The 13,829-nt window shown below is 40.0% G+C and carries 10 protein-coding genes; 3 read left to right on the top strand and 7 right to left on the bottom strand.

What is annotated here, in order from left to right; all coding sequences use genetic code 11:
• Nucleotides 1-42 precede the first annotated feature (42 nt).
• Nucleotides 43-762 (bottom strand): Crp/Fnr family transcriptional regulator, encoded by a 720-nt coding sequence (locus VB732_RS09860; RefSeq protein ID WP_012412419.1) that lies wholly within the window; start codon nt 760-762, stop codon nt 43-45.
• A gap of 520 nt (nt 763-1,282) precedes the next feature.
• On the opposite strand from VB732_RS09860, the gene VB732_RS09855 reads away from it, so the two are divergent.
• Nucleotides 1,283-1,990: a DALR anticodon-binding domain-containing protein gene (locus VB732_RS09855; RefSeq protein ID WP_323230645.1), complete on the top strand. Its 708-nt coding sequence runs from the start codon at nt 1,283-1,285 to the stop codon at nt 1,988-1,990.
• Nucleotides 1,991-2,170: 180 nt separating this feature from the next.
• Here VB732_RS09855 and VB732_RS09850 read toward each other — a convergent pair whose 3' ends face one another.
• On the bottom strand, nt 2,171-3,022 hold the full coding sequence (locus tag VB732_RS09850) for a Cof-type HAD-IIB family hydrolase (protein ID WP_323230644.1): 852 nt from the start codon (nt 3,020-3,022) through the stop codon (nt 2,171-2,173).
• A gap of 272 nt (nt 3,023-3,294) precedes the next feature.
• Complete coding sequence (locus tag VB732_RS09845; protein ID WP_323230643.1) at nt 3,295-3,999, bottom strand: PEP-CTERM sorting domain-containing protein; 705 nt, start codon at nt 3,997-3,999, stop codon at nt 3,295-3,297.
• A gap of 627 nt (nt 4,000-4,626) precedes the next feature.
• Between VB732_RS09845 and polA the strand changes: the two genes are divergently transcribed.
• Nucleotides 4,627-7,563, top strand: a complete 2,937-nt coding sequence (gene polA / locus VB732_RS09840) for a DNA polymerase I (protein WP_323230642.1) — start codon at nt 4,627-4,629, stop codon at nt 7,561-7,563.
• A 145-nt stretch (nt 7,564-7,708) separates the two neighbouring features.
• Here polA and psb27 read toward each other — a convergent pair whose 3' ends face one another.
• The 4 genes from psb27 to VB732_RS09820 form a co-directional block, all read right to left on the bottom strand.
• Complete coding sequence (psb27, locus tag VB732_RS09835) at nt 7,709-8,113, bottom strand: photosystem II protein Psb27 (RefSeq protein WP_323230641.1); 405 nt, start codon at nt 8,111-8,113, stop codon at nt 7,709-7,711.
• Between the two features lie 487 nt (nt 8,114-8,600).
• The gene (locus VB732_RS09830; RefSeq protein WP_323230639.1) at nt 8,601-9,299 is read right to left on the bottom strand and encodes a phosphatase PAP2 family protein; all 699 of its coding nucleotides are present in this window, start codon (nt 9,297-9,299) and stop codon (nt 8,601-8,603) included.
• A gap of 147 nt (nt 9,300-9,446) precedes the next feature.
• Nucleotides 9,447-10,589, bottom strand: coding sequence for a 7,8-didemethyl-8-hydroxy-5-deazariboflavin synthase subunit CofH (gene cofH, locus VB732_RS09825; protein WP_323230638.1), 1,143 nt, complete (start codon nt 10,587-10,589; stop codon nt 9,447-9,449).
• Between the two features lie 94 nt (nt 10,590-10,683).
• Nucleotides 10,684-12,303, bottom strand: coding sequence for a glycosyltransferase family 39 protein (locus tag VB732_RS09820; protein WP_323230637.1), 1,620 nt, complete (start codon nt 12,301-12,303; stop codon nt 10,684-10,686).
• Nucleotides 12,304-12,800: 497 nt separating this feature from the next.
• On the opposite strand from VB732_RS09820, the gene VB732_RS09815 reads away from it, so the two are divergent.
• Entirely contained in the window at nt 12,801-13,826 is a 1,026-nt protein-coding gene (locus tag VB732_RS09815) for a multicopper oxidase domain-containing protein (protein WP_323230636.1), read from the top strand.
• The last annotated feature ends 3 nt before the right edge of the window (nt 13,827-13,829 follow it).

Below are 13,829 nucleotides of genomic sequence, written 5' to 3'. Positions count from 1 at the left end.
CACTCAAGCAGAGTGGCGGAAATCGCCGCTCTGAACTCTGCTTTAACCAGCTCTATTAATCGATTCTGCTGGTAAGCAAATTAAATTATCCCCTTGGGTGAGGATTAAGCCGCGTTGACGTAGCTTACCCATCAAGCGGGTGACGGTGACGCGGGTCGAACCAATCGCGCTACCAATTTGGGCATGGGTGAGGGGGAAAGGCAGACAATAGCCGCGAATCACATCAGGATCGGTGTCGCTCATTGCTGGCTCTCCATATTCCTCGATTAACAATGTGAGAAATCCTAATAGTCGGTCAATTGTGCGGCGTTGTCCCAAGGCACTCAGCCACAGTAGCTTACGCTGGTGCTGATACCTGAAGGCATCCATAACTTCACGACGGAAGTGGGGCCAGTTGTCTAGGTCATGCCAGTACATCCACAACACCGCAGTTTGGTCAACGTGGGCGTAAGCCTGGAGTGTGAATGGCGACTGAGCAACAATTTCAAATGGCTGTCCCGCTCCCACAAAACCCAAGAACGCTTCTTCTGGGGTTCTGTTGATTCGTCGAGACGTTAGCTGACTAGCTGTTGCACTAACTTGGGCAGTTCCTACCATGCGGATCGCACCCCTTTGCACCAAATATAGCAATCCAGGCCGGGCTGGAATGCGCTCATCTTTGCTAAAGGTACGGCATCGATAGTGTTCTTGAGCCCAGTCAAGAATTCGTTGCCAAGTTAAAAAAGGCCGTGATGCCTCAGAAAAGGAGGATGGAGATTGCATAGGTAACAAAGAGCGTTCGGCTGAAGACAAAGACGTGATCAAAAGGTGCAAGGAGTGTCTTTGTGTTGGCGAGGCTTAACGCCTAACAGCGCCAGCCAATCCAAAGAATAGAAAGCAAATTACTCTCTACTCTTTTGTTATACTTCCTACTGTACAATGATGGTAGTAAAGTTTACTTACTATTCATCGATTATTCATCAAATTTTATCCTCTTCTCATTTTTCTTCATCTAAATTAAGTTTATATCCCAAGATAGATGACAGAAAAGTAACTAATATATATTACATGATTATTTAAATAAAATTACGTGCATTATAAATTACCAACTAATAAATATACATCAATTAAACAGTTATTAAATAGTTATATAATAAAAGTACTAAGCATTGGTACTTATCAAATAGATAATGTATGCATAAAAGGTGCAAGAATTCCTCTATATAAAGATAGATATAAGAATAAAGTTTTATATATCTCAAGTCTGGCTCTGCAACTGTCAAAATCTCAGAATTGGAAAACTATGGAGCTTGCCAGTGCGATCGCATCTGATTTATTAAGGACTTGTGGTGACGTTTTTACCATCCAAATTGTTCCTCCTGGCTGGATACATTTTGAATTGACTCATTTGACCTTAGCAACTTGGTTACAAAGTCTTGCAGTCGGGACAGAGAGAGAAGAGGCAAGGGGGCAGGGAGCAGGGAGCAGGGGGGAAAGAGGTAATTTTAATTCTTCCCCTTTGCCTTTTCTGCCCAATCCTCAATCTCCAATCCCCAATTCATTATTTGCTGTTCAGCACGCCCATGCACGTTGCTGTTCGCTAGTGTTGCTGGCTCACCGAGAGGGATTGATTAAACTTAAACAACCTGTTACAAATACCAGTCCAGCTTTTTGGGATGTTATCTCTCCTAACCCTCTACCTTGGCTTAACTGCGATCAAACACTACGGCTGAATCATCCAGATGAGCGTGGTCTCATTAGCGAATTGATACAAGTAGTAGACAGCATAGAGTGCCCTGATATTAGTGATTCTGTGAACTGGGAAAAAGTAGCGCTAAATTTGAGTCAAGCTTTTGACAACTTCTGGTGTAATTGCCGGATTTGGGGTGAGGTGAAAATTACATTGCCAGAGCTAGCCCAAGCCAGACTCGGATTACTTATGGCTACTCAGTCACTATTAAGACACGTACTAGAAGAGAACTTAGGTGTTTTTGCACCATTAGAGTTATAAATCGGTGATGTCGCTTAGGTAAAAATAAAAACTTTTATAATAGCTATTGACTCAATGCATCACCTCGGCTACATTAGCAGGTGTGTGAGGAGCGAACCAGCTAGGGCACCGAGACGAAACACGGCCAGTCGTCGGTGTCCTTTCTGATTTATAGAGTTTACGCTCGAAAAAGTAGCCTCATTACAGCAAAAACTTTTCAATTGCGACTGCTGCTCCGTCTTCCTCTACACTAGGAGCTACCCACCGCGCGATCGCTTGCACTCCTTCGGGTGCGTTTCCCATAGCTACACCAAGTCCAACAGACTCCAGCATTTCCACATCATTAAAGTTATCGCCAATCGCCATAACGTTGGCTATCTGTAATCCCAATAATTCTTCAGCTAAATAACGTACAGCAGTACCCTTATTTACAGAGGCGTTAGTTGCTTCAAAGAAGGTAGCAACAGATGTTGTGAGATAAAGTTCAGCAGGCGTGTATTGGCGGCGCAAATTCCCCAATAGTTTGTCGATTACATCTATGTCATCAGACAAAGCGAGAATTTTTGTCGGTTCATTTGTTAAGGTCTGGCGTAAATCACCAACGGGAATTGGGATAATACCAGAACGTTCTGCATAAATTTGGGTTTCTCTGGTTAATTCACGGACATATAGCTGATCGTTAATGTAAAAGTGGACAGATAAAAGCGATCGCAACTCAGGCTTTTCAAAATAGTCGAGTAACTGCTGGGCGATTTCTCTGGAAACAACCCAATGGCGATGAATTTTTTGGGCAATTGGGTCTTGAATCCAGGCTCCCTGATAAGCCATTAATGGTAAGGTAGAGCCGATGTCTTGGTGAAAACGTAAAGCTGAACGATACATTCTACCTGTAGCGATCGCCACTTTAATTCCTTGTGCTTGCGCTGCAAAGATTGCTTGCTTTACAGGTTCGCTGATAGTGTTAGAGTGTCCAGCGATCGTGCCATCTATATCCAAAACTAGTAGTTTAATATCTTTTGCAGCAGCCTGATTATCAGTAGATGCTTTCGGCATAATTTCCTAAATTTTAGGTTCCAGTAAGAGGTTAACAGGCTCTGGCGACCAGTAGGGAGTATATAAAAAATTGGGTTCTGTAATCAACCACTTCACATCAATAATTGTTTATGGCGATCGCCAAGAATAGGATTTTTTAAATCTTATTAAAAATTCAGCCTAATAGGCACAATAAAAAACCCGATTCTCGAAAAAATCGGGTTTTTTAATTTAAATTAGATAGTCTGCTTGATAGATAGGATAGAAGAAATCTACCTATTCAAGAAAGTCTATTAATTAAACATCTTGATCCAGCTTTTTTTGCGTTGTGACAACAAACAAAGCCCAGCAATTAAACCAATTCCCAGTGTGGCAGAAGGCTCAGGTACTGCTTTTGCCTCATCGTAGTCATAAGTTACTTTGATATCTGCTTTGGCATAAGTATCAATATAGGATCTCATGTTGCCAGAACCCGTAACTACTGAGTTGGCTAAAGCTGAGAACAAAAAGCTTATGTCGCCATTACCAGTGAAAGACTGCAAAAATTGGGTATTGGTGAAAGACTGAGTTGCAGATTGTGTGGCAGTTAAGTTAGCAATAGTCTTTCCAGAGGTGCCACTATAATCAGTGGTGCCGTCATATTTAGCAGCTTGATAAGTCGATATATCTTGTGGGTTGATCGCAAATAGAGACTGATTATTTAGTTTTAAGCTGAGTTCACTAGCAAGATTTACTGTCACCGTAGTCGGGGTTGGACTCCTGTTTTCAAAACCTGCATTTCCAAGTATGTCGCCAGTAAAACTTATCGTTACACCCTTAAGAGTACCCAAAGATGAGTCAAATTTTTGGACACTCAAAGGTGAATCAATGATATCTGTAAACTCGTAATTACTGGAAGCAGTGTAGGAAAGAGAAGCTGCATTAGCTGCGCCAGATACCGCAACAATCCCTGCCAAAGTTGTAGCAGCAGCTAGAGTGTTCAATAGTTTTGTTGTCATGATGGAAGATGCTTTTCTAAACGAATCATTACAGGATTACTAAGTTATTTCTAACTCTGAAACTTTGCTTACAGGATTGATAAAATTACGTAACTTTATGTAAAGTTTTTATGTCCCAGTTCCTTCGACAAATCTACCTTTTACCTACTACATATAAAGTTTTATTAAGGAAAAGAGACTTTGATAAGGTAAAACACATTTAATTTCCAATATTAAAATTTTCTCCGTATCTTATGGGGTAGGCATCTTGCCCGCCCTAATCATGCAACTTGAAGGCCGATTAGGCCAGTGGTAATTTTATACCGAAATATTAAGCTAGTTTTTTTGGCTCGTGAAAAGTAAACAACGCTCAGGAGATAGATCCTCGGCTTCTCAGCATAAGTCGGAATCAAGTTATTATCTAGTTACTATCTTAATCTCACATACTTAATTAGGGTAGTATCTCTGCCAAAAGTTTGTTCTACTAGGCTTCCGTACTAAAGCTGTAAATACTTAGGCATAATACAGTCTAGAATTAGACATTAAAGTAATTGCCATGCAAAAACTACGTTATTGTCGCCCAAGCAAAGCTGAACTAGCATCTGAAATTGCTAACTATGTGACAAAGCTTCTGGCTAAAATAGGGCTATGTCTGAAACTTTTACTTCTGTAACTGCAACACGTCCCACGTTCATCCTCGTAGATGGACACTCCCTCGCGTATCGTTCGTACTTTGCTTTCGCCAAAGGGCGAGATGGAGGACTACGTACTAAAGCAGGGATTCCGACGAGTATCTGTTTTGGTTTTGTGAAGTGCCTGCTAGAGGTAATGGCAACACAACAGCCTCAAGCAATGGCGATCGCTTTTGATTTGGGTGAGGCGACTTTTCGCCATGAAGCTGATGAGACTTATAAAGCCGATCGCAAAGAAACGCCAGAAGACTTCATTCCCGACTTAGCAAACTTGCATGAGTTACTGAATGGCTTCAATCTACCAATTTTTACTGCCCCTGGTTACGAGGCAGATGATGTATTGGGAACCTTAGCACAGCGAGTAACTGCTGCTGGGTATAGGGTGAAGATCCTGACTGGCGATCGCGATTTATTTCAACTGATCGATTCTGATAAAGAAATCACTGTTCTGAATTTTAGTCCAGATGCCCTCAAGCGCTCTACAAATAGCATTACGGAATTTGAAGCAGAACAAGTCAAAGAAAAAATGGGTGTTTTACCTTCACAAATTGTCGATTTCAAAGCTCTTTGTGGTGATAAATCAGATAATATTCCTGGAGTCAAAGGAATTGGAGAAAAGACAGCAGTACAGCTGCTAAATACTTATGGTTCCCTTGATAATATTTATGCTGCATTAGATGAAATTAAAGGCGCGACTCAGAAAAAACTGGCAAGTGGTAAAGAAGATGCCGATAAGTCTCGTTATTTGGCAACCATAGTTTTAGATGTCCCTATAGAACTTAATTTAGAAGATTGTGAATTAAAAGGATTTGATACAAGCGTTTTATCCCCCATTTTAGAAAAATTAGAATTCAAGTCTTTTTTAGGGAAAATAAATGACCTACAGCAACGTTTTGGTGGCCAAATTGAAAAAACGCAAGAAGTCAAAACAGAAGTAATTAATCCTAACTCAGAATTCAGAGATGATGAAGATAATGATTTGTGGTTTTTCAGTGCTAGTGATACAGCAGCAGTTCCACAACAATCCATTTCTCCCATTACACCACGCATCATCAACACCGAAACTAAACTAACTGAGTTAGTCAAACTTTTGGAAACATTTACTAGCCCACAAATTCCCGTTGCTTGGGATACTGAAACTACTGCTTTAGAACCAAGAGATGCTGAGTTAGTAGGAATTGGTTGCTGTTGGGGAACAGAACCAGATGAAGTAGCCTATATTCCTGTAGGACATAAAACGGGGGAAAATTTAAACAAAGGCTTGGTGTTAGAAGCATTACGCCCAATTCTTGAAAGCGTTGATTATCCTAAAGCTTTACAGAATGCTAAATTTGACCGCTTAGTTCTAAAATGTCAAGGAATTAACTTGGCAGGAGTTGTGTTTGATCCCATGCTGGCAAGTTACATTCTAAATCCAGATTCTAGTCACAATTTGATGGATTTAGGACAACGATATTTGGGATTGATAGCAAAAAGTTATTTAGATTTAGTTCCTAAAGGCAAAACCATCGCTGATATAGATATTCCCGCCGTTGCAGATTACTGCGGTATGGATGCTTATTCTACCTTTGGGTTAGTACCGAAATTGCGTGAGGAACTGGAGCAAATTCCAACTTTGTCTAAGCTATTAGTGGAAGTAGAACAGCCACTAGAAGCAGTTTTAGCCCAAATGGAATACACGGGTGTTCGCATCAATTCTGCTTATTTAAAAGAACTTTCGCAGCATTTAGAAACTGAGTTAGCCAGGTTAAAAGAAAAAGCAACTGAAATAGCTGGGGAAAATTTTAACTTAGGTTCTCCTAAGCAATTGAGCCAAATATTGTTTGAAAAGTTGGGATTAAGCACCAAACATTCTCGTAAAATTCAAACGGGCTTCTCTACAGATGCAGCAACACTAGAAAAACTCCAAGAAGATGATAAAAGTGGTTTTGTTGAGGCGATCATTGAGTATCGCACTCTATCTAAATTAAAGTCTACTTATGTTGATGCCTTACCTGTATTGGTGCGTCCAGATACCCAAAGGGTACATACTGATTTTAATCAAGCAGCAACATCAACTGGTAGGTTATCTTCTTCTAATCCGAATTTGCAAAATATTCCCATTCGTACAGCTTTTAGTCGCCAAATTCGGAAGGCGTTTTTGCCAGAACCTGGTTGGTTAATGGTGGCTGCTGATTACTCGCAAATTGAACTGCGAATTTTGGCTCATTTAAGTCAAGAGCCGATCTTAGTGCAAGCATATCAACAAAATGAAGATGTTCACACTGTTACTGCGCGGTTAGTTTTTGAAAAAGAAAATATAACCTCAGAAGAACGAGGGATAGCAAAAACTATTAATTTTGGCGTGATTTATGGAATGGGTTCTCTCAGATTTTCGCGCTCAACTGGGATAGATAAGAACGTTGCCAACGAGTTCATTAAACGATTTAATGAAAGATATCCTAAAGTTTTTGCATATTTGGAGCAAGTCAAAAAAGAAGCGATCGCTCTTGGTTATGTAGAAACTATTCTCGGTCGTCGTCGTTACTTTGATTTTACTATTAATAGTTTACGTAAATTAAAAGGCAGTAAACCAGAAGATATCGATCTGAGTAAGTTGAAGAATTTGGGCGCTTATGATGCGGGTTTATTACGCTCGGCTGCTAATGCACCAATTCAAGGTTCTAACGCTGATATTATCAAAATTGCAATGGTAAGGCTGCATGAGGTTTTGAAGAACTATCAGGCCCGTTTATTGTTGCAAGTTCACGATGAATTAGTGTTTGAAATCCCTCCTGATGAGTGGGAAGAATTGCAACCGCAAATTAAGTTGGTGATGGAAAATGCAGTTCAGTTGAGCGTGCCGTTGCTGGTAGAGGCGCGTGTCGGTGAAAATTGGATGGATACGAAGTAAGTTTAACTGTGAAAAGGCTTTTAGCTAGAAAAGTCTCAATCAAAATATTGAGATTAGTCCGTAGTGAGGACTTTAGTCCTTAAAAGAGGACTAAAGTCCTCACTACAAACCTTGAATTATTCACGCCGCTCTACTTAGTTAAAAGTTAACCGCCACGCTTTAGCGCTGCTTCAACTTGTTGTAATTCTTTCTCTAAACGATTTTTGAGTTTTTCAGGTACGGGACGATTTGGGTAGGAACTGTAGTGTCCAGCCAGAGAATTAAGGGCTGTCCGCATGGTTGTAAAGGAGCCAAGTCCAGAAACAGAGTTAACTCGCTGATAGCGAGCCGAAAAGTCATTAATTTTCTGACGCGCTTCTGCTTGAACTGCTGTTTTGTCTGCTGAATCTTGTGATAGATCCAGAGCTTGTCTCATAATATTGACCACAGCTAAGGTATCTTGGCGATAATCCCCAGTCAAACTATCTGGACTGCCAGAACAGCCCATTAAGCCGATAGCTACGACCAAAACCAGCGCAAGCAAACGCGACCAATAGCGCTTCATATGCATTAATTAGAAGAATATGTAAATCAACGTCCATCGTATCTTGGATTGGTAACTTGGGGATCAATTGAATGGGGAGTAGGAAGTTGCTAAGGGCTATTTCATTCCCTAAAAGGCGTTCATTTACAAGCATCTTGGGCAAAAAATTAGATGATTAAAAAATCTGATTAAACAATTATCATAGTTATGGCTTCTCTACCAGACGCTACGCGCATAGCTTGCTTCGCCGTCTGAGTACAGTAGCGCACTTAAATTTACTTGTTGAGGCGGTAGTTTTTCGATTAGCAACCGAGTGCAGATTTCTCGCTTAGACACTTGACAAAATTCCTGCGGCAGTTAACAAGTAGGGATTTCAATCGCTAATTCGACGAAATCCTCAGAAGGGCTAATGCTCTCGTTCTGGGCTTACTACCTAGAATGAGAGCAACAGTTTTCAGTCTATGGAAAATAATAGCTTGTGATTTAGAGTTATAGAATGAGAGGTTGAGACTATTTAATCAACAGACTTTCTTTGCTTCAATCTCTGCAATTTCAGCATTGTAATACATATCATTAGCCACAAAAAGCCGACTCCGTAACCTGCAATTATGTCTGTTGGCCAATGGACTCCTAAATATAAACGGCTAATACCAACAGCAGCAATTAAAATAACTGTCACACTGTAAACCAACTTGGCAAAACGAGGATAATGAGTTGCCAATTCGTGAGCAATAAAGCCATAAAGCACCATAGAACCAAGTGCATGACCGCTAGGAAAACTAAAAGATTTTTCAGAAATTAATTGATGCCAGAGTTCCGGGCGAGGTTTAGAAAAAAATAACTTTAGTCCTGTATTTAAAATGAATGCTCCCAGGCAAGCAAGGATAAAAATTTTTGCTTCTTCTCGATAACGTCGCCACCAAAGTAATAATAGATTAACGCCGACAACGATAACCACTGTAGTAGGATTACCAAGATTTGTAATAAACAGCATTAAATTATCTAAAGTTGGATTGGCAAACTGATGCAGCCATAACAGAAAAGTAGTATCAAATCTAAAAGCTTCTCGCTCTAGAACCTCTTCAGCCAGTTGTGATAAAACAAAAAGGATGAGAAGACAACTAGTAAGTCCAACAATACCGATTGTCGCAATTAAGGGAGCCAAACGAGGGTGTATATGACGCAACCAGAAGTTAGAAATTTTTCGAATCATACTTTAATATCCTTTTTATCACTGTGCCTCTGGGGTTAAAAAGTAATTTATTTAACCCCAGAAGTGCAGAAAACACAGAGTAAAGAGATTGGAAAGGGATTTTTTAACTAAAATTTTTATCCACCTTGAAAGGGCTACTCCTAACTCTTAAATGCTAACTTTTTGATAAAGAGTCTCACGTTGTTGGTAAGGTCGTCCTAAAGAAGCGATCGCAGTTTTCAAACTTTCCACTTCCATACACGTACCACCTAAAGCACCCGCCATTGTGGTGATATGCTCCTCCATCAATGTGCCACCGATATCGTTGCAACCCCAAACTAGGGCTTCGGTTGCACCTGCAAGCCCCAGTTTTACCCAACTCTGCTGATGGTTGGGGATCCAGTTACCCAAGTAAATCCGCGCCACAGCGCCTAGCAAGAGCGCATCACTTAAAACTGGTTGATCGCGTCCAACCCGGCGACGTAAGGGTTTAGGCGCTTCTTGACCAACAAATGGTAATAAAATAAACTCTGTGATCTTTGCGGGATATCCCTGATTGATGGCGGTTTTTTGGAGCGATCGCAATTTTTCTAAATGTCCGATTTGCTGCTCGTGGGTTTCAATATGCCCAGATAACATGGTGCTGGTGGTATGTAAGCCTAATTTATGAGCGGTGCTGATAATTTCTAGCCAAGTAGCCGTATTAATCTTCTCTGGACACAATATCCGCCTTACTTCATCGTCTAATACTTCTGCTGCTGTTCCTGGCATTGAGCCGACACCAGCATCGCGTAAAGCAATAATCACATCAGCATACTCAAGTCCATCAAGTCTGGCGATAAATTCTACTTCCTGGGGCGAAAAAGCGTGGAGATGAATCTGCGGAAATTCCTGTTTGATGGTTTCTACTACCTTGAGGTAGTAAGGTAAAGATTTACCATTTATCAGCGCTTGTGGATTTAACCCACCCTGCATACAGATTTCTGTCGCCCCCCGTTGCACTGCATCTGTCGCTTTTTCCAAAATTTGCGCCGAGTCTAACCAGTATGCGCCGACATCACCTTCATCTCGACGGAAAGCACAAAAACTACAATGCTGCTCACAAATATTAGTAAAGTTGATATTACGATTAATTATGTATGTAACCGTATCGCCTGCTTGAGTATGGCGGAGTGTATCAGATGTAGCACGGATTGCTGCGATCGCCTCCGGTTCAGTTTGTTGTAATAACAGTACTCCTTCTTGGGGAGATAAGTCGCGTCCCATCAAGGCACGCTCAAGAATTGTTTCAACAGCAATTTTTGTCAGCATTACTTTCCTTATTTTTCAGTAAATTTTAATTTTATAAGCTGGAAAATAATTATTTTTACTTAATGAATATACCAAATTATAGAGAATTCAAAGTCTATTTGCTTTTTTGTTCTAGCCGCCACAATCTACTATGCTGAAAAACATCGATCAGTATATATTTTTTCTCAAGCTCAGAGCGAAATCTTTTAGAAGGATTATACAAAAATAGATTACTGAAATTATCAGGAATGTTTGGTATGTTTGGTTCAGTTACCAATTGCATCTGCACTTTGGGATCTAGCAGATGAATTAGAGACATTATATCGCCGATATTTAAGGAATAATTACTACTAATTAATAGTGGATTATTAGCTTTATTGATGATACGAGCTATTTCAGGATTGTTGTGGCTGCCTTTATTCCACCATGTCTCGGCTTGAGAACTGACGGCACAGGATATAATTCCACTGGAAATTACTATTACCATTACTAATTGCCAAAATTTCCGGGCGATTAACTTAGAAGAAATAATTTGAGTTGCTAGCAAGTAAGCAACAGCTAGCTGAATACCTACATAACACGGAATAACATATCTAGCTCGGAGACTAAGCTTACCTCCAATAATCAAATCAGGCAATATGAGAGCTAAAGCTGTTACCCCACATAAGATAAAAACAAATAACCAAACTCGTTTTTCTGCTTGACGATAAAGAAAGAAGAATGAATATACTACCAAGATTAGTATTAAGGGAATTAAAAATCGACCCCAGCGCAAAACTGGCAAATTTAAATCTGGAAAAAATGGTTCGTAGCGCCAGAAATCACCAAATAAATAGCTAATATTACCAATCCAACCAGAAACCAAAGCTGATACAGATTGTTTAGTTTGAGCGCTAGCTGTTGTGCGTTCAATTTCAGACAAGCTATTAATAACAGTTAAAATCCAAGGAACGAAAGCTAAAAATCCGGCGATAGTTGCGATTAAATAAGCTTTAACGCTTTTGGTAAATCGAAAGCGTTCAATGGCAAATATATAAATACCGTAGGCGATCGCTAGTAAACCAGAAAACAAAAAGGTGTACAATCCTAATGCAACTGTTACTGCATAAATCCCCCAAAGCTTCTTGCTACCAAGCCTTATTGCTCGCAGCAGTACAGCACTCTCTAGCAAAATAGTAACCACCCACAAACCAAACTCCCTTGCTTCTTGGGCGTACAGCACATGAAAGGGTGAAACTGCTAGAAGGGCTACACTTATCCATGCTGTTATGGATGACTGAAATAATTCTAAGCACAACCAATAAATGCAAGGAAAGGCTAGCAGGCTAATTATGGCTGACAAGCTTCTTGTAGTGGCTACTGAATTGCCAAAAAATTGCGTCCATAATCTAACCATCACGTAATAAAGTGGAGGATGTTGGGCATCTTCCACCGCCAAAGAGTTTACTGTATCGATTAAACCTTTGTCAGAATTAGGCTGTTGATATTTTTGTATATTTCCAACAGCAAACACTCGCCCATTAAAAACTTGTTGAACAAATTCTGTTTTAGTGTAACCAGAAATTCGTAATGAAGTATAAGCTTCATCGTGCCAATAGACTTTTCGATCCAGGTAGGCGAAGCGAAAAAATACCCCTAATATTAACAAAGTAATGATTAAAAATCGTAACCAACTAGGAGGAAAATATTTTGTAGGAGGTAAACGTTTTGTAAGTACTAATTCTCTGTTTATCATAAAGTTTATCCTATAGGACTCCTATTTGATTTTTGAACAAGACTCAGTACGGATGTATCCCTTCTTTTCTTCCCAATTCCCAATCCACGCAAGTAAATATGGCTACGCCACGCTGCGCGAACAGGAATCAAACAGGATTTTTATAGTTATATCTAAGCTGATTAAACATACTACAGATTAGTGACACTTGCTTTCTTGTGTCAATATTTTAAGATGCTATTGTACATCTAAGTACTAATAAAGCAATCAACAGGCAAGAGTTAGCTTGATTCTGAATATTATTTATACAGATATCAGTGGATAAATCACTTAAATTAATATTGATAAATTTAGCTATTTTCTGGAAGTGAATTTTCCTTTGCTCTAAATTTAACAACTTAAATAGTAGTTTTGAAACCTTATCAAATTATTGACAATAATTACCAATTCCTCTAATATTTAAAAGCAATTGCAAATATTTTGCAATTCTTTTTTGACGCTAACCGTAACTAAATGTCATGTCCGATAACTTCGTTCTAGGTAACGGAAAGCCTTGGAGCCGCCGTCAATTATTAAAGTTCGGCCTAGCAGGTGCTGGAGTGACTGGTGCAGCTGGACTTTGGCAGGTGCTAAATCTACAAAGTAAGTCAATCGTCAAAGTGCCACCATTCGATAGTTCAGCGCCAGACGATGTTACTAACCCAATGAAGATGTTAAGGGATTTTGATTATGGGACGGTAAAGCAAGAAAATGGGCGAACTATCCGGGAATTTCAGTTAACTGCGGGTACTTCCATCATAAAACTCAATAGTGCTGTATCTTACAACATCTGGGATTTAAACGGTCGCATACCAGGGCCAACGCTACGGGCAAAACAAGGCGATCGCATCCGGGTACTATTTCTCAATAAGGCGGGACATTCTCACTCTTTGCATTTTCATGGCGTTCATCCGGCAGAAATGGATGGTGTTCGCCCAATCAGTAATGGCAATGCCACAATTTATGAATTTGATGCTGAACCTTATGGCGTTCACTTATACCACTGCCATATTGAACCTGTTACCCGCCACATCGCTAAGGGACTGTACGGGATGTTTATTATTGATCCACCTACTCCGCGTCCCCCGGCTGATGAGATTGTATTAGTGATGGGTGGCTATGACGTAAATGATGATAGCCATAACGATTATTATGCTTTCAATGGACTGCCGCACTATTACATGCATAATCCCATTCGTATTTATAAAGATCAGTTGATTCGGCTGTATGTCCTCAACATCATTGAATACGATCCAGCAGTGACTTTTCATCTCCATGCCAACTTCTTTGATGTCTATCGCTATGGCATGAGTATGAGTCCTAGCGAGAAAACTGATGTGATTACGATGGGTGTAGCGGAAAGGCATATCTTGGAATTTGCTTTTCGCTACCCAGGTAAGTATATGTTTCATCCCCATCAGGATGCGATCGCAGAAAACGGTTGCATGGGCCAATTTGAAGTACTTACTGAGAGCAACTCTCAAAATACTGTGAAAAATTCTTAAATT

Origin of the sequence: Nostoc sp. UHCC 0252, from assembly GCF_034931145.1 — a bacterium.
Taxonomy (GTDB): Bacteria; Cyanobacteriota; Cyanobacteriia; order Cyanobacteriales; family Nostocaceae; genus Nostoc.
This window is presented reverse-complemented; position numbering and strand designations above follow the sequence as displayed.